At 38.1% G+C, this 25915-nt stretch carries 19 protein-coding genes and 2 pseudogenes; 13 read left to right on the plus strand and 8 right to left on the minus strand.

All coding sequences use genetic code 11. The annotated features are described in order from the left end of the window. Nucleotides 1-207 precede the first annotated feature (207 nt). The 6 genes and pseudogenes from FGQ66_RS05900 to FGQ66_RS05925 all read left to right on the plus strand — a co-directional run bounded on the left by FGQ66_RS05900 (nucleotide 208) and on the right by FGQ66_RS05925 (nucleotide 9511). Nucleotides 208-3624 carry a SpaA isopeptide-forming pilin-related protein gene (locus FGQ66_RS05900; protein ID WP_171024577.1) on the plus strand — a complete coding sequence of 1139 codons (3417 nt, stop codon included), beginning with the start codon at nucleotides 208-210 and terminating at the stop codon, nucleotides 3622-3624. After that, entirely contained in the window at nucleotides 3621-5042 is a 1422-nt protein-coding gene (locus FGQ66_RS05905; protein ID WP_138302000.1) for a SpaH/EbpB family LPXTG-anchored major pilin, read from the plus strand. Before FGQ66_RS05900 ends, FGQ66_RS05905 begins: the two co-directional genes overlap by 4 nt. Further along, nucleotides 5039-6892, plus strand: coding sequence for a SpaH/EbpB family LPXTG-anchored major pilin (locus tag FGQ66_RS05910; RefSeq protein WP_138302001.1), 1854 nt, complete (start codon nucleotides 5039-5041; stop codon nucleotides 6890-6892). Before FGQ66_RS05905 ends, FGQ66_RS05910 begins: the two co-directional genes overlap by 4 nt. A gap of 294 nt (nucleotides 6893-7186) precedes the next feature. Further along, a pseudogene (locus tag FGQ66_RS05915) lies at nucleotides 7187-7886 on the plus strand (class C sortase); the annotation flags it as partial. A 472-nt stretch (nucleotides 7887-8358) separates the two neighbouring features. Continuing rightward, on the plus strand, nucleotides 8359-8811 hold the full coding sequence (locus tag FGQ66_RS05920) for an ASCH domain-containing protein (protein WP_073490767.1): 453 nt from the start codon (nucleotides 8359-8361) through the stop codon (nucleotides 8809-8811). A gap of 121 nt (nucleotides 8812-8932) precedes the next feature. Next, nucleotides 8933-9511: an SGNH/GDSL hydrolase family protein gene (locus FGQ66_RS05925; RefSeq protein WP_138302002.1), complete on the plus strand. Its 579-nt coding sequence runs from the start codon at nucleotides 8933-8935 to the stop codon at nucleotides 9509-9511. A 69-nt stretch (nucleotides 9512-9580) separates the two neighbouring features. Here the strand turns inward: FGQ66_RS05925 and FGQ66_RS05930 are convergent, their stop codons facing one another. Further along, a complete protein-coding gene (locus FGQ66_RS05930) occupies nucleotides 9581-10453 on the minus strand; it encodes a MurR/RpiR family transcriptional regulator (protein ID WP_138302003.1) in 873 nt (290 codons plus the stop codon). 198 nt (nucleotides 10454-10651) lie between these two features. Here FGQ66_RS05930 and FGQ66_RS05935 point away from each other — a divergent pair, with 198 nt between their 5' ends. The 7 genes from FGQ66_RS05935 (at nucleotide 10652) to FGQ66_RS05970 (ending at nucleotide 15501) form a co-directional block, all read left to right on the plus strand. Then, nucleotides 10652-11686 carry a Gfo/Idh/MocA family oxidoreductase gene (locus FGQ66_RS05935; RefSeq protein WP_005877732.1) on the plus strand — a complete coding sequence of 345 codons (1035 nt, stop codon included), beginning with the start codon at nucleotides 10652-10654 and terminating at the stop codon, nucleotides 11684-11686. A 419-nt stretch (nucleotides 11687-12105) separates the two neighbouring features. Beyond that, nucleotides 12106-12399: an rRNA processing protein gene (locus FGQ66_RS05940; protein WP_138302004.1), complete on the plus strand. Its 294-nt coding sequence runs from the start codon at nucleotides 12106-12108 to the stop codon at nucleotides 12397-12399. A 289-nt stretch (nucleotides 12400-12688) separates the two neighbouring features. Continuing rightward, entirely contained in the window at nucleotides 12689-12922 is a 234-nt protein-coding gene (locus FGQ66_RS05945; RefSeq protein WP_138302005.1) for a hypothetical protein, read from the plus strand. 68 nt (nucleotides 12923-12990) lie between these two features. Beyond that, nucleotides 12991-13272 (plus strand): hypothetical protein, encoded by a 282-nt coding sequence (locus FGQ66_RS05950; RefSeq protein WP_138302006.1) that lies wholly within the window; start codon nucleotides 12991-12993, stop codon nucleotides 13270-13272. 480 nt (nucleotides 13273-13752) lie between these two features. After that, complete coding sequence (locus tag FGQ66_RS05960) at nucleotides 13753-14697, plus strand: L-lactate dehydrogenase (protein ID WP_005877741.1); 945 nt, start codon at nucleotides 13753-13755, stop codon at nucleotides 14695-14697. 279 nt (nucleotides 14698-14976) lie between these two features. Next, complete coding sequence (locus FGQ66_RS05965; RefSeq protein ID WP_230315234.1) at nucleotides 14977-15168, plus strand: hypothetical protein; 192 nt, start codon at nucleotides 14977-14979, stop codon at nucleotides 15166-15168. 63 nt (nucleotides 15169-15231) lie between these two features. Beyond that, nucleotides 15232-15501, plus strand: coding sequence for a hypothetical protein (locus FGQ66_RS05970; RefSeq protein ID WP_138302007.1), 270 nt, complete (start codon nucleotides 15232-15234; stop codon nucleotides 15499-15501). Nucleotides 15502-16072: 571 nt separating this feature from the next. Here the strand turns inward: FGQ66_RS05970 and FGQ66_RS05975 are convergent. From FGQ66_RS05975 to FGQ66_RS06005, 7 genes and pseudogenes are all read right to left on the minus strand, one after another. Beyond that, nucleotides 16073-16440, minus strand: a pseudogene (locus FGQ66_RS05975) (type II toxin-antitoxin system death-on-curing family toxin). A gap of 42 nt (nucleotides 16441-16482) precedes the next feature. Further along, complete coding sequence (locus FGQ66_RS05980; RefSeq protein WP_005879091.1) at nucleotides 16483-16689, minus strand: AbrB/MazE/SpoVT family DNA-binding domain-containing protein; 207 nt, start codon at nucleotides 16687-16689, stop codon at nucleotides 16483-16485. A gap of 296 nt (nucleotides 16690-16985) precedes the next feature. Beyond that, nucleotides 16986-19211: a glycoside hydrolase family 3 protein gene (locus FGQ66_RS05985; RefSeq protein WP_138302008.1), complete on the minus strand. Its 2226-nt coding sequence runs from the start codon at nucleotides 19209-19211 to the stop codon at nucleotides 16986-16988. 4 nt (nucleotides 19212-19215) lie between these two features. Beyond that, nucleotides 19216-22266, minus strand: a complete 3051-nt coding sequence (locus FGQ66_RS05990) for an alpha-mannosidase (protein WP_113845571.1) — start codon at nucleotides 22264-22266, stop codon at nucleotides 19216-19218. A 100-nt stretch (nucleotides 22267-22366) separates the two neighbouring features. Continuing rightward, a complete protein-coding gene (locus FGQ66_RS05995; RefSeq protein WP_081133560.1) occupies nucleotides 22367-24007 on the minus strand; it encodes a type 2 periplasmic-binding domain-containing protein in 1641 nt (546 codons plus the stop codon). A gap of 20 nt (nucleotides 24008-24027) precedes the next feature. Further along, the gene (locus FGQ66_RS06000; RefSeq protein ID WP_016176670.1) at nucleotides 24028-24942 is read right to left on the minus strand and encodes a carbohydrate ABC transporter permease; all 915 of its coding nucleotides are present in this window, start codon (nucleotides 24940-24942) and stop codon (nucleotides 24028-24030) included. Nucleotides 24943-24957: 15 nt separating this feature from the next. Continuing rightward, nucleotides 24958-25911, minus strand: coding sequence for an ABC transporter permease (locus tag FGQ66_RS06005; RefSeq protein WP_113845569.1), 954 nt, complete (start codon nucleotides 25909-25911; stop codon nucleotides 24958-24960). Nucleotides 25912-25915: the final 4 nt, after the last annotated feature.

Below are 25915 nucleotides of genomic sequence, written 5' to 3' on the forward strand. Positions count from 1 at the left end.
ACCCTTTTATATAATCAAACTCCCATCGAATAGAGGAATCAATTCCACAAATGAAACTACCCAGTCTGAAAATTGGTGTGATTATCTTTTGAACCATTCGTATAATAACTATCAGATTATAATAAATAAAAAATAAGAGCAATTATTTATTTTAATCTCATCGTTTTTACATTGGAGTAGATGAAAAATTAAATTAGGAGGGGAAGAATGATTACTTTAAAAAAGAGGTTAGGGATAATTTGTGTGCTATTTTCATTAGTTTTCTCTTATTTTATTCCTGTTGCTGCGATGGCTGAAGTATCAACTGCCTTTGATATAGCATCAGCTAAAATCACAACTGAGAATGAAAACAGCCATTATTTGGATTTGGAAGTAAATGTAAATAATCAGACGGCGGAAAAACAAGAAAAAACAATTGGTCTAGGAACGAATTATTTATCTCTCACAGATCCTACGAAAGAAGAGGGCTATTCGTACCATGTAGACAGTCAAGGAATCACGCTACAAATCGAGCCACATATTCGTCAGTCTATTCGTTTATCCTTAAAAATCGACGAAAAATCATATACAAACAAAGCAAATGAACTCTTGGTAGATGACAAAAAAATACCAATTACACCGTTAACACAAGGAGAAGAGGCAGCGAAGACAACAACTAGTGATGCCAATTCTGCACCTAGTTCTTCTACAGAATCTGCCACAAAGGAAACGACTGCAACAGATTCACAGGAAACGAATCACTCTCCAGCTGTCAAACCTTTCAGTTTGCCAACTCTAGCCGCAAATGGCGCACCCCTAAGAGTGAATCAAACTATCCACGCAGATTATACAACAGACGCTCAAGGAACTTATCCAACAGCTAGTTGGCAGCCAGCGGGCAACACTGATGTTTTGAATCATCAAGGAAATAGAAATGCCAGTGACCAATGGGATGGTGTAAAAACATGGGATGGCGACCCAACAAATAAAACCAATTCATACATTGAATATGGCGGAACAGGTAACGAAGCTGATTATGCTGTTCGTAAATTTGCGGAAGAAACAACTACTCCAGGGCTCTTTGATGTTTACTTGAACGTCCGAGGGAATGTCCAAAAAGAAACAACACCTTTAGATATCGCCTTAGTTGTTGACTGGTCAGGCAGTATGAATAACAACAATCGGATCGGTGAAGTCCGTGATGGCGTCAATCGTTTCGTAGACACATTAAGCAATAGCGGCATCACAGATAAAATCAGCATGGGCTATATCGGCTATTCAAGCGACGGGTACAATAACGGTTCTGTTCCAATGGGGCCATTTGATTCAGTCAAAGATCAAGTGAAATCTGTGACACCTTCCAGTACTAGTGGAGGGACATTCACACAAAAAGCATTGCGAGATGCGGGAACCATGCTATCTACTCCGAACGGTCATAAAAAGGTCATTGTTTTGCTGACTGATGGTGTGCCAACTTATTCATATAAAAACCAAAAAGTATTTACAGAATCAGATGGCAGCTATTATGGTACAGAATTTTCAAACAATGAGGAAGGTTCTGGAAGCACCTCTAGAATTTCTAAAACCTATAATGTCGATGACCAAAACGGCAATCGAAAACCGATCAATAGTACATTCATCGCCACGATCGGTGAAGCAATGGCACTGAAACAACGCGGAATTGAGATCCACGGCTTAGGTATCCAGTTGCAAAGTGACACTCAAGCGAACCTTTCCAAAGCACAAGTAGAAGCCAAAATGAGACAAATGGTCTCAAGTGACCAAAATGGCACACTTTATTATGAATCCGCAGATCATGCATCAGATATTTCTGATTATCTAGCTAAAAAAGCGGTCCAAATATCCGGCACAGTCGTTAATGGTGCAGTGACAGATCCAATTGCTCAACCATTTGTGTATCAACCCAATACGTTAAGCGTAAAAAGTGTAGGAAGTAAACAACTGACAGTGACGCCATCGATCCAAATGGATGGTACGACTATCAAAAGTAATCAAATCTATTTAGGTAAAGACCAAGAGATCCAAATCCATTACCAAGTACGTATCCAAACAGAAAGTAAAAACTTCAAGCCAGATTATTGGTATCAGATCAATGGAACCACAACGTTCCAACCATTATCTGATTCAAGCGAGATAGCAGAATTTGGTATTCCTTCAGCGAAAGCACCTGGCGTCAAACTAAACTTTACGAAACAATGGGAAGAATTCGACCATGATAAAAGTAGTCGACCAGATCATGTAACGTATGAAGTGAAACGAACCCAAACGATTGATCCCAACAGTTGGCAAACAGGCTTTATCCAATTGAATAAACCAGCTAGTGACACAGGGGATACATGGACACGAAATGATGTCACCCAACTTTCTGAAACAAGCGGAGCTGGCTATCAAGAAAACCTGTTCTTACCAAAGTACAACAATCAAGGGAAAGATTTTACTTACCAAGCTATCGCGGAACTTGATGTACCTGGTTATACCTCAGATATGCTGAACAACACGACTTGGAAAAACATCAAACAGTTTACACCATTGAACTTGAAAGTAATCAAACAATCATCTTCAGGTGAACAACCTCTAGAAGGGGCTGTTTTTCAATTGAAGGGTGGGACACTTGATGTAACACTGAAAGATAACCATGACGGCACTTATTCTTTACCAGACAACGCACGGTTAGACAAAGGAGAAACCTATACTTTGACCGAACTAAAAGCCCCACAAGGTCATGAGTTGTCTCAGAAACAGACTTGGACGATCAATGTATCCGATGAAGGAAAGGTGACCATTGATAATAAAGACACGTCGATCAAAGACAATACGATTACACTTACGGTCACGAACCAGTTCAAAAAGATCCCGATAGGCATTCGCAAGTATACGATCCAAGAAGGAAAACAAGTCAATCTAGCAAAGGCAACTTTTGATTTACAGAAAAAAACAAGCACAGGAAACTACCAGACAATAGCCACAAAAGAGACAGATGCTGCCGGGTTGGCCTTATTCAGCGCTAGTGATCCTGGAGAATATCGAATCGTAGAAACCAAAGGACCAGAAGGCTATGATACGATTCCTGGTAACTATATGTTTACGATCGATAAATATGGGGAGATCCACTATGACGGAAACAATGTTGAAACAGCAGATCAGTGGACATTAACACATGAAAATCACTTAAAACCCTTTGACTTGACCGTTCACAAAAAAGAAGACAATGGAAAAGTATTACCTGGAGCAAAATTTCGTTTACAAGGTAATGGTGTGGATATCGAATTGCCAAAAGATGGACAACCAACAGACACCTTCCTATTCGAAAATCTACAGCCAGGTACGTATATCTTGACAGAAACATACACGCCAGAAGGCTATCAAGGACTGAAACAGAGTGTGAAAGTCGTGATCCAAGAAGATGGTACAGTAATGATCGATGGCACTGCAGTGAAGAATGTCTTAGTTGATGGAGAACAACATAATCAAATCAGCTTAGATGTCACGAACCAAGCAAAAGTACCGCTACCTGAAACTGGTGGCTCCGGCCGCCTTGGCATCTATCTAATAGGACTTATTGCTCTAGGTCTTTCAGGTGTTTATCTCTTCATGAGAAATCACGGAAAGGGCGTGATGAAATGAAAAAACTAAAATGGCTCGTTCTTTGTTTGATTCCATTCTGTCTCTTTAGTTTCCCAAAGGAGAACCAGGCACAGAGTGAAACACGCACTGTTCAATTCACTCTGCATAAATTACTTTTTGAAAATGGAAAATTACCAGAGACTCAACTAAACACCGGACAGGAGCAAACTTTTTTACAGAACTATCGAGGATTGAATGATGTGACCTTCGCCGCTTATGACGTGACTGATGCGTTCTATCAACTGAGAAGAGACGGAATGAGCGTGGAAGACGCGCAACAAAAAATTGCTGCTCAAGGTGCTAGCACAGGTAACCAAATAGCAGAACAAGTGACCCAGACAGTGGGAAATGAAGATGGTATTGCTAATTTCCAACTGCCAATCAAAGACAACCAAGGGCGTGATAGTGTCTATCTCTTTGAAGAAGTGAAAGCACCAGAAATAGTCAAAGAAAAAGCAGCCAACCTTGTTGTTGCTCTACCGATCAATGATGCAGACAACCAAGAATTGGCAACCATTCATTTATATCCTAAAAATGAAGAAAATACCTATCCAGCACCACCTTTTGAAAAAAAAGTTGAAGAAGGCAAACGTGATTTTGCGATAGGTGACAAGATCAATTATTCATTGAATACGACTATACCTGTGAATCTTCTCGATTACAGCAGATTCAAAATCAGCGATCAAGGAGATGCCGCGTTGACACTTCTACCTGAAACAATCCGTCTTTCTATCAACGGCCAGAAAATGACAGAAGGCTATCGCTTACACACAGAATCAAATGGATTTACGGTCGATTTTGATCTTACATTCTTACAGAAATACGTTGGAAAAGCACTCAAACTCACGTACCAGATGTGTTTGAACGATAAAGCAATTCCAGATGAAGCAATCAATAATGAAGGAAAATTAGACGTTGGTTCTTCTTCATACATTGACAAAGCTGTTGTCTACACAGGCGGTAAACATTTCATCAAAGTAGCCAACGAAAATCAAATAGGTTTAGCTGGTGCCACTTTTATCGTAAAAAATAGTGAGGAAAACTATCTATCTCGCAAAAGTGGACATACCACATGGACAACGAAACGTGAAGAAGCTACTACGATCACTTCTGATAAAGATGGGAAATTTTCGATCATTGGATTTGCTTATGGAAACTATCAGTTAGAAGAGGTCCAATCACCAGTTGGATATATCTTAAATAAATCTCCGATTCCTTTCGAGGTAACCAAATACAGCTATCAGCAATCTGGAAAAGAAACAGCCCCTTTAAAAGTTATAAATAAAAAAGAAAAGGGAACAGGATTCTTGCCTAAAACAAATGAACAACGAAGAACACTATGGTTTGTCGTAGGGCTTGGTATGATTTTATTCGTTGTAAGTATGCTTATCAAAAGAAAAATAGGAGTGAAAAAATGAAAAAGAGAATTGTAATAAGTGCATTATTGTTGATCGTTCCGATCCTAGCAAGTTGGTTTAGCGGAGCAGATGTTTATGCAGCTGACACGTCAGCACAAGTCATCATCCATAAGAAAAAAATGACCGATCTACCAGACTCGCTGATCCAAAACACAGGGAAAGAAATGAGCGAGTTTGATCATTATCAAGGATTGGGTGATGTGACATTTTCAGTTTATGATGTCACAACAGAGTTTTACGATCACCGCAACAATGGAGAATCAGTAGATGACGCGAAACAAGCGGTGCAGTCTTTGACGCCTGGTAATCCAATTGCGACAGGTGTAACAGATGCAGCAGGAAATCTTACTTTGTCTTTACCAAAAACACAAAACGGAAAAGATGCCGTATACGTCATCAAAGAACAGCCAAAAGCTGGGGTCATCCGAGCAACAAACATGGTGATTGCTTTCCCAGTTTATGAAATGATCAAACAATCAGACGGTTCTTATAAATATGGGACAGAAGAATTGAACACAGTGCATGTCTATCCTAAAAATACAGTAACTAGTGACGGTACGTTAGTTGTCAAAAAAATCGGGACAGCTGAAAATGAAGCATTGAACGGCGCAGAATTCATTATTTCTAAAACAGAAGGGGCCGTAGTGAAATATATCGAAGGCGTAAAAGACGGCCTTTACACTTGGACTACGGATAAGAATGCTGCAAAACATTTCGTGACTGGAAACGCCTATGATATCGGTAGTACAGACTTCACTGAAGTGGCAACAGATAAAGGGAAGTTGACAGTAGATAGCCTAGAAGTAGGTTCTTACATTTTGGAAGAAGTCAAAGCACCAGATAACGCAGCGTTGATTGACAATCAAACAAAAACGCCATTTGAGATTATCGAAGAAAGTCAAACACCTGTTGAAAAAACCATAAAAAATGATACGTCACACGTCGAAAAAACAACGCCTCAACTAGATGGAAAGGATGTTGCTATCGGAGAAGATATCCAATATGAGATCTCTGTCAATATTCCACAAGGGATTGCCGATAAAGAAGGAACAGCAAATAAATATACTAAATTCAATTTAGTCGATACCCATGATGCTGCTTTGACCTTCAGTAACACACCAACTGGTAAAACTGGATACGTCTTATATGATGGCAACACGATCATCGATCAATCACACTATACTGTAACAGAACAAGGAAACGGCTTTACAGTCGCAGTGGACCCAGCTTATATTCCTTCTTTGACACCAGGAGCTACATTGAAATTCACTTATTTCATGCATTTGAATGAACAAGCTGATCCAACAAAAGGATTTACCAATGAAGCAAATGTAGACAATGGACACACTGAAGACAAAACACCACCAACAGTGGATGTCGTAACTGGTGGAAAACGGTTTGTTAAGATCGATGGAGATGTTTCTGCTGATGAACCTTTAGCTGATGCAGAATTCGTTGTCAGAGATCAAGATTCAGATAGTGCAAACTATTTAGTGATCGACCCTCAAACAAAAGCAGTCAGCTGGACAACGGCAAAAGATCAAGCAACAGTTTTCACTACGAAAAAAGATGGTTTGATCGATGTTACTGGTTTGAAATACGGAACGTATTATCTTGAAGAAATAAAAGCACCTGAAAATTATGTACCGTTGACGAACCGCATCTCATTTGATGTAAACGACTCATCTTACCAAACAACTGGAGAACTGGTTTCACCAGAAAAAGTGCCTAACAAACACAAAGGAACACTTCCTTCAACTGGTGGCAAAGGGATCTACCTTTATATCGGTATCGGTGCGGTACTTCTTGTAATTGCAGGTATCTACTTCACAAGAAGAAAAAGTTATTAATCGAATTCTTGAAAGGAAGTCAAGACAAAAGTCAGGTTTTTCGGAAATTTCGAAAAACCTGACTTTTGGACACCGTTTATTCGGAATTAGTGTCTGTAGCAAAACTGATTTTTAGATTTGTCCCAGACTCCACTAAATAAGCCAGAAATCAAGAAATTTGTTTTTTCAAATTTTTGAGATTTCTGGCTTATTTACGAAATGAATACTTCTATTACCGTTATTTATTCAGATTTTTTAGATAAAAGAAAAGAGATTTTTCATGCTACAGATTTTTATAAACGAAAGGAGAGAAGTATGAATAAGAAAAAGAGAAGATTCTGGGATTGTCTCATGCTTCTAGTGTTACTCGGAGGTATTCTTGCATTAGCCTATCCTTTTGTCAGTGATGCGTTGAATAATTATTTGGATCAACAAGTAATCAGTCATTATCAGAAACAAGCAGCCTCAGAAAACAAAGAAAAGATGACACAAATCCAAAAGAAAATGGAAGAAAAAAACCGACAATTAGCAAAAGAAGGCAATAACCCGGGAGCAGATCCTTTTGAAAAGACAAAAGAGCAACCAGAAAAAGCAGATGATACCTATTTGCAAAAACATACATTGGGAATCTTGACGATCCCTAAAATCAATGTTCGGTTACCTATTTTTGATCAGACTAGTGCAGTACTTCTGGAAAAAGGTGCATCATTGCTTGAAGGTACCTCCTATCCAACAGGCGGGAAAAGCACCCACGCAGTTCTTTCAAGTCATAGAGGATTACCCCAAGCAAAATTATTCACTGACTTACCGAAATTAGTACTTGGAGATACCTTCTTGATTGAAATCAACAAAAGTATCCACGCATATCAAGTCGATCAGATCAAGACCGTCGAACCAACAGATACAGACGATTTGAGGATCGAACCGGACAAGGATCTTGTTACACTCTTGACTTGTACGCCTTATATGATCAATAGCCATCGACTATTGGTTCGCGGACACCGGATCCCTTATTCTCCAGAACAAGCAGAAAATGCAACCAAAAAAGTACAAAACCAGCAACAGCTCTTTTTATTACTATTGATTGGAACACTTTTACTTATTGTTGGACTAATCACTTATCTCGGCTATCGTATCTGGGGGAACCAAGTGATTCGTCACACTAAATATCCTTTGTCTTTCCAACTACAAAACGAAACAATCCAGTCAATTACGATACAAAGCTTGAACAAAAAGAAGCCTTCGAAAATCAACGTGACACCAAATGAAGAAGGACAAGTGAATGAAATGCTATCAGGCGGAAAATATGCTATTCTTTTTGATAATGGTGGGAGAATCCGCGCATCCATCAGACATCCTAAAGACAAACAGTTCCGATTGAAACGACAAAACAATAAAGTAGTCATTCAAAGAACCAAAAAAGAACCTTATATCTATTACATCAAATGATTCTATGAATAAAACCATGGAATAGATGGGAGACTAACATGGAAGTACTCGAATTATGGGAAAAATTTGTAACGATGCATCCTGAAGCTAAAGACAGCACATATGAGGTATGGGCTTTCGGGAGCAATCCGTCGATGGCAGATAGTTTACTTGCCTTAGTGTTGGAGGGGAAAAAGACTGGAACCTGTTCTGCCAAAAAGTTATTTGACTACGACGATGAACCACTTCCCAAGGAAAAAGAATACAGTATCATCCTGGATGGCAAGAGCCAACCCAAGGCAGTCATCCAAACAATAACTGTAGACGAAATCGCTTTTTGTGATGTTCCAGCCGATTTTGCTTACCTTGAGGGTGAAGACGATCGTAGTCTTGCGCAATGGCGCTATGCCCATCTGAACTATTTTCAAGAGGTGTTCCATACCTATGGGCTGACCTTTACGGAAAAAGAAATCCTCTATTGTGAAACATTCCGAGTCTGCTATCGTGCTTAACAGCTATCGATCAGATAATTTGATCGAAGGATAAAATCTTTTTATACTTTACCCTTTAGAGTTTTCCTTTTTTATGTAGGGTGCTAAGATTGAAGTGTATAAAAGAAAAGGGATGACACAAATGAAAAAAATCATTATATTTGGCGATAGCATCGCTGCAGGACTTTTTGAAGGAGAAGTCATACACGCCTTAGATCAGCAGCTTTTGAACACGCTGCGTGCGTTAGGGTTACCAGATTTTACTATAACCAATCTAGGAAAAAGAGGTGATTCTACGACTAGTGCTTTGGAACGATTGACACAGATTGACCAAGAATTAACCGCTGATTATGTCGTTTTGAACATCGGCATCAATGATGCAATCAACGATCGTAAAAACAAAAAAGCATTTCAAGAAAATCTGTTGGACATCATAGATCGTTTTAAAGACAGTCGGATCATCTTAGTAGGACCAAGTTATGTAGATGAAAAGATTAAAACTCAGACAGATCCAGTTATCCTAGTGGAATACACCCAACTAGCTAAAAAAGTAGCGGAGCAAACCGCTAGCGAGTTTATTGACTTCTATCAGCATGAACGTTCTTTCACTGATCCAACGATCTATTTACAATCAGACGGATTACATCCATCACAACTTGGCTATCATTTTTTAGGTTCGCTGATTGCGCAGTTGATCCAAAGAAACGAGCAACAAAAATAAAACGAAAACTAGCTTCTGCTGATTGGCAAGTGGTTTTTATCACTTCTAAGACAAGCGGGAGCTAGTTTTTTATTGACGGTACTCCTTCAATAACCCATTTTGGATCAATTGTTGCTTTTCTTTCAAGTTTAAAACATTCGCCGTATAATTTTGGGCATACATGATCGAATATAGCGTATTTAAAACATAATCAAAAGCAATCTGGGAAGAAAAAGTAGCGACTTTCACAAAATCCAGCTCCCCTTGAGAGATCACGAGACACATGCTCGCCTTTTTTGCCATTTCAGAATGCTCGTTTCCTGTCAGAAGAAGGGTGGGTGTTCCTACATATTTCAAGTAGGACATGATTTTCTCATAGTGGTGGATTCTTCCACTATAACTAATAAAAACAGCACAATCTTCTTTAGTTAGATTCGCAGCATTCCAAGACGAATCACTATATTCTTCAGCCAAGATCAAGAACTTATTTAGTTTGACCAATTTATTTTGGAATTTCCTTGCAGTGATCTGGGAATCTCCTTTGGCAAAGACAAAAATCCGCTTCGCCTGTGTCAATTTTTCCGCAATTGTATCTAATGGCTGATCTTCAATTTGTAGCTGTGCCTTCTTCACAGCCTGAATCGATAATTCAGCCATTTTTTTCGCAATCGTTGCTCCGTCATCTTGCTCAGAGAAAGGGAAATTCGCATCGATCGTTTGATCAAATTGCGCTAGTAATTGATGGACCTCACGCCCTAATTCCAAGCGAAATTCTTTAAAACCGGTAAATCCTAATTTTTTACATAGCCGAATGATGGCTGAATGAGAAGTATAGGTTGCTTTAGCTAGTTCCTCGATAGTCATATAGACGGCAGCTTCAAAATTTGCTTGTAAATAATCAGCAATCCGTTTCTCCGTTGTTGTAAATGTATCTTGGCGAATCAATTTATCTTCAATTAACATTTCAATCACCTTCCAACTCTATCATACTGAAAATCCATGTGTTTGACTATCTAAATCAAAAATGTGCGACTAAACATATTTGTCACTGTACGAAGAGATTTTCCTGAGTTGCTGAACATTTTTACCTGTTTGTCCTGAAAACAACCAACGCTTGCGATTTCCTTGTATACTGACAGTATCTACTAAGGAGGGATAATTATGCTAACAATCGCATATTTAGGTAATGGAAAAAGTACCAATCGTTACCATCTGCCATTTTCACGAAAACTAACCGATAAGATCAAGATCAAAAAAATCTTTTCCCCATCAAAACCAGTTTGGGAAACATTTGACGATATTGAATATACAAATCAGCTATCTGATCTTTGGGATGATCCCGAGATTCAATTGGTCGTTATTACTACGCCTAGTCAATTCCACTATGAGTACGGAAAAATGGCTCTTGAAAAAGGCAAAAACGTATTAGTCGAAAAACCATTTGCAGAGACGTCAAAAGAAGCAAAAGAATTATTTGCGTTAGCGAAGGAGAAAGGGCTATTCATCCAGTGCTATCAAAATCGCCGCTTCGATTCCGATTTTCTCACGGTTCAAAAAGTGATCGAAAGCGGAAAACTTGGTGACATCTTAGAAATCGAAATGCATTATGATTATTTCAGACCAGAAATCCCAGAAAATACTACTGAATTTTCAACAGCGAATAGTTATCTTTATGGCCATGCGTGTCATACAGTAGATCAAGTCATTTCTTACTTTGGTGAACCAGATACGATCCACTATGATGTTCGTCAATTATTGGGTAAAGGACGTATGAATGATTATTTCGACCTTGATTTTTATTATGGTACGATGAAAATTTCAGTCAAATCCAGTTATTTCCGAATCAAGGAGCGTCCTAGTTTTGTCGTCTATGGAAAAAAAGGCATGTTCGTCAAACAAACAAAGGATCGTCAGGAAGAACATTTAAAAATGTTCTATATGCCTGACAATCAAGACTTTGGGATCGATTTACCTCAACACTACGGCACTTTGACTTATATAGATGGCGAAGGAACCTACCATGAAGAAAAAGTCATTTCAGAGATTGGTGACTACAGCCGTGTATACGAAGGCATCTATGAAACATTGATCAATGGTGCAGAAAAAATCATAAAAGACGAAGAAACCTTACTTCAAATGAACATCTTGGAAGAAGGAATCAAAGAAATTCAGGAAAATGAAAAAAGCACTCACTGATGCCAAATTTTGTTTCTTAATCAGCGAATAAAAAGGAACCTTTCTAATACTCACAATCAAACACAGAAAATGAGGTCGAGACAAAAATCGTTTAGGTTTGAGAAATTGGAGGAAAAACGAACAATGCGTTTTTTGTATTGTTCGTTATTTTTTTGGAATTTCCGAAATCCTATGAAAATGTCTGTAGGAAGAAATAGCGATATGTACAGAACTTTTCTCTGCCGGTCACAAAAAAATAAAATCAGTTAAGATGTTACAAATGCTACGCAGATTTTTCGGATTGTTTTTTATAGAAAAAAGAAACATCCTGATTGCTGATTTTAAAAAAGTAAGAAAAGAAACCCTTTTCTATTCACATATTTTGACAGTTATTTTATTCTTATGTACTATAAAGAAAAGAAAGACTAGGAGGTAGAACTATGACAAATTACAATGGGGAAAAGGGAAAACGTCTGAGAGGTTCAATGGCGCCTAAAACAGATGATGAAGTAGCATTGGCTGGAACGAATTCTGGCGAAACAGAAGAAAAACAAGAAGCATTATCTGGTACAAACTCCGGCGAAGAAAAAGAAGTAGCATTATCTGGATCAAATGCTGTAGAAGAAGATGAACCAACAAAGCCTAATCGTTTCGAAAAAGAAGTAGAGAAACTGACAGATGAAGTCAAAGAAAAATTTGAAGAATTGACTTCAAAAAAAGAACATAAAGACTAATTATGTGATACTTTCTTTAAAGAGCGTTTAAATCAAAGCAATAGAAGTTGCAGACCCCGAAGCAAAAAAATGGGTCTGTGGCTTTTTTACTGTCAGGGATACAATTCGGTGCCATATTGCTTAGAACTAACAAATCCTATTGTTTTTTGACCTCAAAAATGATGACCAAAATTAAAAAAATACTTTTTCCTGACTTAGAAAAAAGTGTTAGTCGCTTGGTTTATTTTTATATTATGCTTTAAGATGTGAAACCAAATTACTATTCTCAACTCAAACTAGGAGGCATTATATGGAAACCTTTTGGCAACAAACAATCAAATCAGGTATCGTAGCACAGACTGATCTATTCAAACGATTCTCTGACTATTTATCCAATCATTTAGTGTTTATTTTAGGCGGACTCGCAGTAATCATTATTGTCACACTGTTACTTAGTAAAAAAATGACAGCAAGTGGACCAGCAAATAAAAAATCATCAGGAAAAATGACGACAAAACAAGGCCAATACAAAAAATACAGATAAACGTAACTAAACTAGGGGAGGTAGTATAGCGATACAGCCTCTTTTTTATTACTTATAGGAGAAAATAAATGGATCTACTTCTGGCATTCTTATTTTATCAAGATGGATTACCACACATGAATCATTTAGCAGAATCCTATACTTACTTTTTCCTCTATATTCTGCGGTATGGTTTTTCAGCCTTTTTTGCTATGTACTTATTTATTGTGATCCTTCGTGCCTTTATGAAGTATTTGAAAGGGCAACGTCACCGAAAACATCAACGAAAGTTTAAAAAACAACTAGCAGAAGCTTATAGACAACAAGAACAAACACTACTCGAAAATGCAAAAAATAAACAAAATCCCTAATAAAATAACCGATTCAACAGGAGGAGAGAACAGTGAAAAAGTTCGTATACCCGATCCACAAATTCTTTCGTACGAAGACTTATCAAAAACTAAAAGAACAAAAAGAAATGAGCAGTTTCAATAGCTCGATAAGTAACTCCAGTAAAGAAACTCTTAGATCTATGTCCACCGATACAAGCTATCTTACTATAACCCCAAACTCTTCTCTACATGCTAGAATTACCCATGCAAAGAAGAATAGGCAGGGAATGCTTCAAAGAATAGCGTCGATGGAAGACCTACATGCTACTATTGGTAAAGAACAAGCGATACATACTGGGAAAAGAAGAAGTTGGGAACGCACCCAGACAATCTAGTTGAGTTTTTCTATAAATAAAAATTATAGTAAGTATAACTTTCATTATATTGATAAATGACATAGTCGGCATTATAATTTTCATGAAAATAACATAAGAGATGAAAGGGAGCGTGTTATATATCATGAAAAAAACAAGTAGAAAAGTAGTCATTGTTGGTACTGGTTTTGTTGGGACAAGTATTGCTTATGCAATGATCAACCAAGGAATTTCTAATGAACTCGTTCTAATCGACGTGAACCAAGAAAAAGCAGAAGGGGAAGCATTGGACCTTTTAGATGGTATGGCTTGGGGAGAAGAAAATGTCGCTGTTTGGTCAGGAGATTACAGCGAATGTTCAGATGCAGATCTAGTCGTTATCACCGCAGGAGTAAACCAAAAACCAGGACAAACTCGTTTAGATCTTGTTAAAACAAATTCAGTCATCATGCGTGATATTGTCAAACAAATCATGGGATCAGGATTTGATGGGGTGTTAGTTGTAGCATCAAACCCAGTGGATATTTTGACCTATATTGCTTGGAAAGAATCAGGATTACCAACTTCACGTGTTATTGGTACTGGAACTACGCTAGATACTACTCGTTTCAGAAAAGAAATCGCATTGAAATTAAAAATCGATCCACGAAGTGTCCATGGGTATATCTTAGGTGAACATGGGGATTCAGAGGTAGCTGCATGGTCACACACAACAGTCGGTGGAAAACCAATCATGGAATTTGTTGAAAAAGATCACCGCCTTGAAGAAGCTGATTTAACGATCATTGCAGATAAAGTAAAGAATGCTGCATATGAAATCATTGATCGTAAGAAAGCCACTTACTATGGGATCGGAATGAGTACAGCACGTATCGTCAAAGCTGTTTTGAACAATGAACAAGCTGTATTGCCAGTTTCAGCTTATTTGACTGGTCAATATGGAGAAGAAGATATCTTTACAGGCGTTCCTTCAATCGTCGATGAGAATGGAGTACGTGAAGTAATCGAGTTATCTATCACAAAAGATGAAAGAGCACAGTTCCATAAATCTGTTAGTGAATTACGAAATGTTTTGAATACTGTATTATAAAAAATGATTGCAAAGAATATGCTTTTAAAAGTCGGGATATATTACTTATCCCGACTTTTTTATAGAACAAATTATTCCAGCATTTGAAATTATCGTTTCATTAATCCGTTTTCCAGACTATAAAATAAAAATATGTCTACATATTGACCGTTGCAACCTAAAAACTAGAGAAGGGAACAAACAACGTGGATTTTAGTTGGATAAAAACGATGTTCAGCGATTTGGACGATCATTCTATCAGTACAAAAATCATATTTATCCTTATAACGATTGCTACATATGGTAAGTCTTTTACCCAAATTAAAGGCCACAACAGTTATTACAACGATGAATACACCTAAGATCATGTACAAATTAACCTATGGGAATGCCTTGAAAAAAGCACTTATAAAAGGGACATTCAAGAAATCAGGTATGAAAAACGTGAACTGGATCAGTTTAAACATGGTCAATAGGATAAACAAAGATTGAGGTAAAAGTGGTTTTTACTTTTATCTCAATCTTTTTAATCATTTTAAAGGAAGGAGCAACTCTATGTATACAAGCATTGAATATGTAATCGTTCACAAAGTCAATATTTATGAGGTAAATCGTTTTGGTCACAAATGGTATACTCAAACATTGATTTTTAAGCTTCCAGAAGATAAAAAACGTTTGTTTTCTTATCATGTGACAAATAAGATTGATATTTCCCATTTGAACAAAGGAGACAAAGTCATGCTAAACCTTCATGTTTTTGGGAAAGGTCGTTCAACTTATTTTAAACCAGAATTTTGTATAGATGGCATACTATTAATTGAATAAGTTTCAAGTATGACTAATATAGGACAAAAAAGCTGTTTAGATAATCAAGATCCAATACATAACTAATTTGAATGCAGATAATTGCACACACAAAATACAGCTTAAAACACGAACAAATGAACAATAATTATAAAATTGTTGCTGCGCAAATCATTAATAATAATTTATTCTAAAAGTTTTTTCACAGAACACGATGTAATTTCAAATATTTGAAAGATAAAATCTTTGAATATGTAACGAACAAATCAGAAAATTTTTCTAGCAAATAAAGATTTACGAGTCGAAACAGTGCAAAATTTTTTTATAATTTTGAATAAGACAAAAATAGCAAATTTTGGTTTAAATTGGTATGAAGTAGGTTTGATTTCACATTGAATCTACTTTGTATAATATATATTATGTAAACTAGAATATGAAAATTATATATTAGGCTATTCTCCCCACTGTTTTACCTATCTCTAATATCTTTTAATGAACGTAATTAGCAAAAAACGAAAAAAATAATTATTTAACTTTTGCAGGCATAAATGGTTAAAAACAGACAGAATGTTGATTTTCCTTATAGATAGGTTTACTTTTTCTGGATTTTATTTGTTTCTTTCAAATAGATTGCAATATCTTTTTTTAGAATATCAAATTCTTTTTTGCTAGTTGTGATAGCTAAGATAAATCGAACTGCTTCATCCTGAGAAAAAGCAGTCGTATAGTCGTTGATTTCAAGGAATGTGACCATTGCTAGCAGTGCCGTTCGCTTAAAAAGGGATGTTTCTTTGCGAGGTTTATTGCTAATATGGAAGCTTTGTCATAAATACTTGGGTATAAATCTTCGCCAAAAACTGACTGAGACGGTTGATTGATTGCCATATCTAAAGCGCTGGAATCTTTTACACCAATCGGTTCACCTTTAGAATAATGAAGAAGAATTTTACATTTAAACATAATGAACTACAGGAAAACTACTGGAACTGCTGTATGCTAAAATCATAAATCAACTAAATCTTTCAAAGGTTGATTATATTGATCCATAACAGAATTAACTATGCTATCAATATTGAGTTTTTCCTCTTGATAAATATAAATGATTGATTCTCCGGTTTCTACACCTATATATTTTTTTGTTTCTGGATGAATAGTCGTAATATCGCTATTGCCAGATTTTTTAATCTTATACTTGCGTGTCATTTTCAATGTATCTCTCTCTTTTCTAATAGATTTTCCATTCATAAAAAAGGTTAGGCTTGATTTAAGTCGTGGAGACTGTGAAATATCTTTCCCCTCTCAAATGCCTAATTTATCAATAAAGTGCTTGGATTTTTAGCATTTACACTTTTTCATTTATTATTTACGCACAAAAATCGATTTCTATCTTAATCGATCAGATAAATTCGCTAGTTAATAGCGGTTGCAACTAAAAAACTGATAAAGATTTCCGTTTCAAAGAAATTTTATCAGTTTCGACTTGTAACTTGCCATGAGAAATTGTCTTAGTCACAGATTTTATTAAAGAGCGTGTTTATTGGATCATATCGGAATCGAACGATTTGTTTGGCACACTCGATTTGCACAATAAACGGTACAGTTAATAGATCATCAGCAATCAAACCTAAAAACTCAAGTTCTGAAATTGATAGGTTGATGTGGAATTGCTGATTTTCGGTTGGATAAATCGTTGATTTATCGAATCCTACTAATATTTTTGTCCTAGGGAGCCATTTATTGGTGTATTTTTTCAAATAAACTTGAATAACTTCTTTGCCAGCAATCGCTGAGTCATTAGCGATAGTTCCAGACACAATGATTTGTTTTCCTTCTAGAGAAACTTCAGAATGTTTGAGGACGAAGTTGCTATAACTTAAACCATAGCCAAACCGATACACTGGTTTTCCTGATAAATGAAGATAGTTCTCGTTAAAAGCGGTATCTCTAAAATTATAAAAAACCGGTAATTGTCCTTCTGCATCTGGTATCGATACTGCTAATTTTCCACTAGGATTTCGTTTGCCAAAAATTATATTCGCTAAAGCTTCGCCACCATATTGCCCAGGATAGCCCACATAGAGTAAAGAATCAAAATAATCTGCTAGCGGCGAAACAATGACTGGTCTTCCAGTAATGACCACACCAATCAAAGGCTTTCCAAGTTTTGCTAGTTCCTGGATCAGTTCTGATTGGCAATCAGGTACACTTAAGTCAGACAGATCGATATTTTCCCCACTAGTCATTTCGTTCGAACCACTCAATGCTGCACCATTCGTATCAAAAGTAGTCTCAAACTCACGTATGCTTGAACCACCGAATGTCACAATGACTACCTCTGCTTCTTCCGCTATCTCTTTTGCTTCTTCTAATAACTCCCTACGACCAGAAGTCATTCCACACCCTTTAGCCTGTGTAAATACGATATTATCCTTCTGGTACTGCTGTAATCCATCCCACAAAGTCGAACATCGCTCTCTCATCTTGAACGGCGTATAATCTCCTAATTGATGGTAAATACTTTCATTATGCGGACCGATTACTGCAATTTTGCATGATTCTGTTTGACTCAATGGTAATATACCTTGATTTTTTAACAAGACCACCGATTCTTCTGCTAATTGGATTGTTAGCCGTTTCGTTTGTTTGATATCTACTTCCGCTATCTTAGGCAACTCTTTCCTGAACAGCCCCATCCTCTCCTTCAATTTCAACACACGAAAGACAGCATCGTCTAACTCTTCAACAGAAACCTTTCCCATTTCGATAGCATGTTCCAATCTTGGGAAGACCTGATCCCATAAACTGATGTCCACCCCACTTTTCAATGCTTCTGCTGCTGCACGTATTGGGTCACCAAAGTGTTCAGCAATACGATCTAACGCACATCCATCTGCCATGACGATGCCTTCAAACCCGCCCTCTTCTCTTAAAAACTTCCGCAATAAAAAGGGATTGATATGGCAAGGTACTCCATCTATATCATTATAAGCAGCCATGATCGCTGAAGTGCCTGCTCGAATACTTCTCAGCACTGCCGGAAGATGGATTTCACGTAATTCTCGTTCACCAATGACTACTGGTCCCGCATTATGCCCACCCATACTGGCTCCTTGGGCGGCAAAATGCTTTAGCACCGCCAAGACTAAAGGATGTCCATCTTCTTTTTGCAGTCCTCTAACAGCCGCTTCTGCAAAGCAACTGGTTAGAAAAGGGTCTTCGCTAAAGCACTCTTCCGTTCTCCCCCATCTTGGATCACGAGCAATATCAAGGGCGGAAATCAAGCCGACATGCGCCCCTGTTGTACGAATTTCTTTTGCAACACATTCTTGGACTTTTTGATAAAGTCCAGGATTCCAACTGGCTCCACTGCAAAAATTAACAGGTACTGTCGTAGCATCTAGTCCTTGATGTCCATGGGGGCATTCTTCAGTCAAAAAAGCGGGGATTTTAAGTCTTGTATGTTCATTCAAATAGGTTTGGATCATTTGGCTGACTTCAAATGCTTCTTCTTGCGTAAGGCCTGTATTCAAATCTCTGTTCGTCCAAGGATCTGCCCGAAAAACACCATAGATCCACCCAATCGACCCAAAATACGCTACTTCTTTTTTGAAGTAATCAGTCAATTCGATTCTTCCATTTACTTTTTCGTAAACTTGCCACCCGTAGAGACGTTGATTCATTTGTCCTACTTTTTCCCTTATAGTCATCTCTTTAAGAAGGTTTTCGATCATCTCATTACTCCATATACAATTTGATTGTGTGGATCTCATATGGTTTGAAGTTGATGCTTACACAGTTTCCAATCACCGGTAACTCCTCATCCTCTTCTTCCAATAAATTACATAGAAAAGCGCGTTCAATATGTCGTTTTGCTGACAAGGAACCGACTGTTTGACGATTATGGTATTCATATAATCGAACAATGACCGCTTCTTCCTCTTCTGCTTTTTTCACTGTATCGAGTAAAATATTTTTTTCGTCAACAGAGAAATACGCTGTATCTTCGCAATCTAAAAGAATCGGTAAGACCAACGCAGGAACATTCAAATCTAGGGCTTGCTCCATCGTATCTGCTTCCTTCCAAGTCCCATGATGTGCATACAAGGAATAGGTGAATTTATGGATTCCCTGATCTGCGTCTGGATATGGATCAGTTGCTGCTTTGATCAAAGAAATCCCTACTTTTTGATATGCTGTATTGAATCCATATTTCGAATCAGTTAAAATACTGACTCCAAACCCTTCTTCTGATAAATCGACCCATTTTTGCCCACAGCTTTCAAAACGTGCGAGATCCCACGAAGTATTTTGATGAACTGCTCGCTTGACATTCCCAAATTGGATATCGAAAGTTGCTTCTAAGGTATTGACAGCGATCGGCATTTGCACTTTCAATAGCAAATGGTGTAGATGCCAGTCTACAGTGGTTTCAAAATCAATACGGCCAGTCTCATGGTAAAAATGAATGAGTTGGCAAATCGCGGAATTCTCAAAAGGGCGAGTGACTTTGATCGTATCTCGAATAGGCCCCTTTTCAACTAGCTTGGCTTCACTGATCTGATTGACAAAATATGCTTTTTTATCGTAATAGATATCGATATCCCACGCATCGTAATTCATCGGTAGGTCTTCATAAGCAATTAGTTGATTCAGTATCGTGCCTTCAGGTAATATTTCTCGCTGGTATCTTTTGTCATATAAAGAAATGATCTCAAAAGAACGGTTGAATTTTACGATAAAGTCAGTTGTTTCAAACTCTTTTTGTATAGGTTGGACCACTTGTGCTTTCTTTGTATTTTCCACGAGTTGAACAATCCGATTACTTAGACTAGCCATGTGAGGCAGCTTCACCAACAGTTGTCCGTCGTGCGTTCGCTGCTGGAACTTTGCATCTTTGCTTTGTTTCTCTGTCGCAAAACAAATGATTGCATCTCGTTGGATCCCTAATGGATTATAGACTGTTAGGTATTCCTGTCCTTTCAAAGAAGGCAGTCGATCCTTATTCTGTTCTGCCAGAAAATCAGTTAATTGCTGGATCAATGCATTTCCTTTGTTTGTGATCAGCTGATAGTCTTGATCTGTTTCTTGGTACACTTCTTTTATAGAACTACCTGGCAAAATATCATGGAACTGATTGAGTAAGAGTTTTTTCCATAGGTTTTCCAACTCTTGCGGGTAAATCGCCAGTCCATAGCAACTATATAGTTTCTCGATCGTTTGAAGAAAAAATTCAGATTGACGATTGGCTTTTTTGTTTTTGCCAATCGAGGTCAATGTTCCCCGGTGGTATTCAAAATATAACTCACCGTACCAAACAGGAGGATCATCAAGATTCAACGAATGTTCCAATCTCTGATAAAACTCGCTTGCTCGATTCCCAGTGATCGTTGGCATCTCAGGTAGAGGACGGTGCAAACGTCTTTGGACTTCCAACATCTGTCTTGTGGGACCACCGCCACCGTCACCATATCCATACGCCACAAGAATTTCATTGTGCGCACTTTTTTGCTGATACCGATCAAAGCTACCCTTGATCGTATAAGGGTCTAAAAGGCCATTATATGTCGTGTAATAGGGAGTAGGGCTGTAGCCTTCACTGATAGTTGTGATAAAATGTGTCAGCACTCTACTGCCATCGATTCCCTGCCAGTAAAACGAATCATAGGGTAGTTGATTGAATTGATTCCAAGATAGTTTCGTTGTCATAAAATAGGGCGTGTTCGTTTTTAACAACAGTTGTGGCAAAGCTGCAGAATAGCCAAAAACATCGGGTAGCCACAAAATCTGACTATCGATGCCAAATTCTTTTTTGATGAATCGTTTTCCATAAAGGAGTTGGCGAACAAGCGATTCCCCTGAGGTCAAGTTACAGTCTGCTTCTACCCACATCGCCCCTTCTACTTCCCACTTTCCTTCAACCACTTTACGCTTGATCTCATCGTACAACTCCGGTGCCTGTTCCTTAATGAACTGATACATTTGCGGTTGGCTTTGAAGAAAAGTATACTCAGGAAACTCCTCCATCAGTTTGAGGACAGTTTGAAAACTTCGTTGCCCCTTTTCGATTGCTTGCTGTACCGTCCATAGCCAAGCTAGATCGATATGTGTATGTCCGACTGCCGTTACCCTTTCTTCAATTGCTCCTGCAGAGTGATAGAGTTCTTCGAAAATTCTGCGAGCACTCTTTAGACTGCTGTAAAAAAGAGTAGAATAAGGTTGTCTAAAATCCAAGGAATTGACTGCTTTTGTTACAAATTTCTGGTACATCTCTGTTTTACCGCCGAATTGTCGGATTCCCCGCCAACAGTCAAGGAACGTGAAAAGATCATAAATCGTTTGCTCCACCTCTGGATCGATTTTAATCAATGAAACGTACAAAGGAAACTTTTTTTCTGTCCGTCCAGCCCACAGTTCGATCGATAGATCCAAGGATCGATCAAAAAAGAAGTGATCCAAGATGATTTCTCTATGATTGACATCGATACTTTGGATAAGTATTCCATCGATTGAAACATTCATCTGTGGGTTAGTCGTATTATCCCATTCCCCTAGTACTGTCTCTATTCGTAACGCTACCGTCGCCTTTTTCCATTCGCTAGGCACTGAAAAGCTACCTTTTAATGTGTAATGCCTGTTCTTTTCGCCAAAAAAAGTGCCTTGTTGATAGAGTTCCCACGATTCATCATTTTTCTTATAGATTGGTTCGATACGTTGTTCTTCTTGCACGCGATATTTTTTTAATTCTCCTAAAATTCTTTGGGCACGTTCAAATTCAAATGGTTCCATCTATTTTCACATTCCTCCTACGTATTTCATGTTTCATTTGCATCAAAAACCTGGACCATCCTCGTGTAGAAAATAGTCGCAGGTCTTATGCCTCATATCGCTAGTTTTCTTTCCATCGGTTATAAGCTGTTTGATAGACTTCAAGATATTTTTCGATGCCCATCGACTCTACCGTTTTCTTAAAATCGTCCCATTTACTAAGCGGTTCGACTCCCGTAATGAATTTTGCTTCCATTTGTTCGATATAAGTCGATAAATCGGTTGCCGTTGCCGAAACTTGGTCATTTTCTTTCACCGTTAGATAAAGAAGAGGAAAAGGAACTTTTGCAATATCGTTCATTTTCTCTTGTGTTTCCTTTGCTACCCACTCATCAAAACGAGTGTCTTTTTCTTCATCTGGTGCTGTTAAAAGTTTATATTCTCCAGTGTCGGTGACGATGTTCGGTGTAGTCAATCCGTATGCTGGCGTGATTTTCCCCCGTTCATCTTCCGTATTTTTCAGATCGATCCCTTTTGTGTACACGCGAACCTTCTCACCGGCAGCATTTTTCTGATATTCCCATAAAGAACCTTCTGGACCTTGTTCTAAATATTTCGATCCTTCCTCTGAATAAAAATAATCTACCCAGCGCACAGAAGCTTCTGGTGAAGGATTCACTTTCGTCAATGCGAAAGTCCCTCGAGAAAGACGAGGACTTCCTGGAATCACTGCATCAGTTGACCACTCAGACGTCAAAGGCTGGAACATTGGGTCATTCAATGCTTCTATTTCCGTTCGGCCCGTGGTGAAGAAACTAAAGTAGTCGGAAAATATCCCTAGTTGATCATTCTGTCCCTTCGCTTTTTTCTGTTCATCCGATTGTCCATAGACTTCTTTGTCAAGTAACCCTTCGTTATAAAGTTTATTCATGAATGTCAAATAGCCTTTATAGTTTTCAGTGGTGGGGGTATAAATGACCTGATCATTATCGACTTGGATCCCTCTTGTCCTCAAACCAAAAGCCGCAAGCAACCAGACTCTTGTTCCATTCATATCCACATCAGTTAGCGGAATCTCATCTGCTTTACCATTCCCATTAGGATCTTCATTTTTAAAACGAAGGAGAAGTTCATAGAATTCATCTATTGTCTTTGGCAGCTCCGTCACATTCAGCTTATCTAACCAAGTGCCGTTATACCACATTGGTCCTTGCCACCAAATCGATGTTGCATTTCTAGTGACCATCGGTAGAGAATAAACGTGTCCGTCTGGCGTCGTGATCGATTTCAATAAAGACGGGTCTTCTTGCGTCAATGCGTAAAAATTAGGCATTAGTTCTGGAGTTATGTATTCTTCTAAAGGAAGTAAAATCCCCTGTGAACCGTAATCGATTTCCATAGCAGAAGTCAAAGAACCCGAGCCTGCCCCATAAACGATATCTGGCAAATCACCAGAAGCAAAAGCTAGATTCAAACGTGTACTGAAATCAGCTAGGGGTGGTGTCGTATATTTCAATGAGATCCCTGTTTTTTTCTGATAATCTTTGAGTGTTGGCATATCTTCCCATTCTGCCAAGCCAGCATTGGGTGCCATCAGATTCAATGTTAATTTTTGACCCTTTTTAATGATCGGAAACTGACCATCTGTATTCAATTCAGCCTTTGTTGTTTTTGCCGTATCCTTTTTGTCGGATTTTCCACAGGCACTGATTGCTGTAACACATAAAATAAGACAAATGATCCGTATAACTTTCTTTTTCATAGTTTTATCCTCCTTCTTAGTTATCCTTTTATTGAACCTACCATCATCCCTTTGACAAAATATTTTTGCAAGAAAGGATAGACGATGATGACTGGTAACGTTGAAACAATCATGACACCATATTTGATCACTGCAGCTAATTGCTGTTTGCTATACAGCATGTTCGCTGTGTCCGCACTTATATTGCTCACTGTATTTGAAGACATATCTTGTAAAATCAAGATTTCACGTAATACCAACTGCAAAGGATACATTGATTTGTCTGAAAGATAGATCAATGCACTGAAAAAGCTGTTCCAATGACCAACACCATAAAACAAAGCCATTACAGCGATGATCGGTGTCGATAATGGTAAAACGATTTTTAGGAACAAACGAAAATTAGAACAGCCATCCACGATAGCGGCTTCTTCCATCTCTCTAGGAATCGTTGTCTGAAAAAAAGTTCTTGTGACAACGACGTTATAGACTGATACACATCCCGGAATCACGAGAGCCCAGACTGTATTCAACATCCCTAAACTACGAATCAGCAGATAAGAAGGAATCAGCCCTCCAGAAAGAAACATCGTTACGAGCATAAAATTGGTAAATGCTTTTCTTCCATAGAAATCTTCCCTTGCCAAAGCATAGGCACAGGGCAATGTGACGAGAAGGTTGATCATCGTACCCAGCGAAGTATAATAAATCGTATTTAAATACCCTCGCCAAATATTGCTATTTCCCAACAACGTACGATAGCCTTCTAGAGTTACTCCCTTTGGAAATAGCCACATCTCCCCCGAATTTACAAGGTGCGGGTTTGAAATCGAGGCACTAACGATATAAATCAAGGGATAAAGCACGATCAATAACGCAATTGCTAAAAAAGTGTATAGGACACCCAGGAATAATTTATCTGCTTTGGTATCTTTGATAAGAGTGGTTGTTTTCATCTTTTCACCTCCTTTTTACAGCAGACTGGAATTACTCAAACGTTTGGCAATGCTATTTACTGAAATCAGTAAAATGGAATTGATCACTGAATTAAAAAGTCCGACTGCAGATGCAAAACTATATTGAGCATCCAACAATCCCTGCTGATACACGAATGTTGCAATGACATTGGACGATTCCATGTTCAAGGGATTTTGCATTAGAATGACTTTTTCGAATCCTACCGACATCAAACTACCAAAACTCATGATCAATAAAATGACCATCGTTGGCATGATCGTTGGCAAATTGATGTACCAAACTCTTTGCAACCTTGAAGCACCATCGATCGTGGCAGCTTCATGTAATTGGGTATCGACACCAGATAAAGCGGCTAAATAAATGACAGAGCCCCATCCAGTGCCTTGCCATACACCTGATAAAACATAAATCGTTTTGAACCACTTAGGATCAGTCATAAAGTTGATTCGTTGCAGACCAGCGAACTCCAACAAATGGTTGATCACCCCAGTTGAAGGAGATAAGAAAGCAATGATCATCCCTACCATGACCACCACCGCAATAAAGTTGGGCGCATAAGTCACTGTTTGCGTGATTTTTTTAAACGGACCATCCTTGATTTCATTCAATGCTAAAGCCAAGATGATCGGAAGCGGAAACCCAACGACGAGGGAGTACACACTGATTCCTAAAGTATTTTTGATTAGATCCCAAAAATAGTAGGATTCAAAAAAACGCTGAAAGTGTTTCAACCCCACCCAAGGACTACCTAATATACCAAGAGAAGGCATATAATCTTTAAAAGCAATGATGATCCCATACATCGGTCCGTAAGAGAAAATCAGGATCACCAGAAAAGCGGGCAAAACAAATAAATAAAGTTGTTGATTCTTTTTCAGTTTCAGTTTGAGTTGCTGGAACTTTGTTTTTTTGCCTGTCGACGGTACCTGAATATTTGGATAACCCATTGGT

This window comes from Enterococcus sp. BSD2780061688st2 D3, from assembly GCF_005844145.1.
GTDB lineage: Bacteria > Bacillota > Bacilli > Lactobacillales > Enterococcaceae > Enterococcus_B > Enterococcus_B durans.

Excerpts from the sequence above, each read along its gene's own strand:
- FGQ66_RS05900 (WP_171024577.1), top strand. The coding sequence starts at position 208 with ATGATTACTTTAAAAAAGAGGTTAGGGATAATTTGTGTGCTATTTTCA.
- FGQ66_RS05905 (WP_138302000.1), top strand. The coding sequence starts at position 3,621 with ATGAAAAAACTAAAATGGCTCGTTCTTTGTTTGATTCCATTCTGTCTC.
- FGQ66_RS05910 (WP_138302001.1), top strand. The coding sequence starts at position 5,039 with ATGAAAAAGAGAATTGTAATAAGTGCATTATTGTTGATCGTTCCGATC.
- FGQ66_RS05920 (WP_073490767.1), top strand. The coding sequence starts at position 8,359 with ATGGAAGTACTCGAATTATGGGAAAAATTTGTAACGATGCATCCTGAA.
- FGQ66_RS05925 (WP_138302002.1), top strand. The coding sequence starts at position 8,933 with ATGAAAAAAATCATTATATTTGGCGATAGCATCGCTGCAGGACTTTTT.
- FGQ66_RS05930 (WP_138302003.1), bottom strand. The coding sequence starts at position 10,453 with ATGTTAATTGAAGATAAATTGATTCGCCAAGATACATTTACAACAACG.
- FGQ66_RS05935 (WP_005877732.1), top strand. The coding sequence starts at position 10,652 with ATGCTAACAATCGCATATTTAGGTAATGGAAAAAGTACCAATCGTTAC.
- FGQ66_RS05940 (WP_138302004.1), top strand. The coding sequence starts at position 12,106 with ATGACAAATTACAATGGGGAAAAGGGAAAACGTCTGAGAGGTTCAATG.
- FGQ66_RS05945 (WP_138302005.1), top strand. The coding sequence starts at position 12,689 with ATGGAAACCTTTTGGCAACAAACAATCAAATCAGGTATCGTAGCACAG.
- FGQ66_RS05950 (WP_138302006.1), top strand. The coding sequence starts at position 12,991 with ATGGATCTACTTCTGGCATTCTTATTTTATCAAGATGGATTACCACAC.
- FGQ66_RS05960 (WP_005877741.1), top strand. The coding sequence starts at position 13,753 with ATGAAAAAAACAAGTAGAAAAGTAGTCATTGTTGGTACTGGTTTTGTT.
- FGQ66_RS05965 (WP_230315234.1), top strand. The coding sequence starts at position 14,977 with ATGGTAAGTCTTTTACCCAAATTAAAGGCCACAACAGTTATTACAACG.
- FGQ66_RS05970 (WP_138302007.1), top strand. The coding sequence starts at position 15,232 with ATGTATACAAGCATTGAATATGTAATCGTTCACAAAGTCAATATTTAT.
- FGQ66_RS05985 (WP_138302008.1), bottom strand. The coding sequence starts at position 19,211 with ATGATCGAAAACCTTCTTAAAGAGATGACTATAAGGGAAAAAGTAGGA.
- FGQ66_RS05990 (WP_113845571.1), bottom strand. The coding sequence starts at position 22,266 with ATGGAACCATTTGAATTTGAACGTGCCCAAAGAATTTTAGGAGAATTA.
- FGQ66_RS05995 (WP_081133560.1), bottom strand. The coding sequence starts at position 24,007 with ATGAAAAAGAAAGTTATACGGATCATTTGTCTTATTTTATGTGTTACA.
- FGQ66_RS06000 (WP_016176670.1), bottom strand. The coding sequence starts at position 24,942 with ATGAAAACAACCACTCTTATCAAAGATACCAAAGCAGATAAATTATTC.
- FGQ66_RS06005 (WP_113845569.1), bottom strand. The coding sequence starts at position 25,911 with ATGGGTTATCCAAATATTCAGGTACCGTCGACAGGCAAAAAAACAAAG.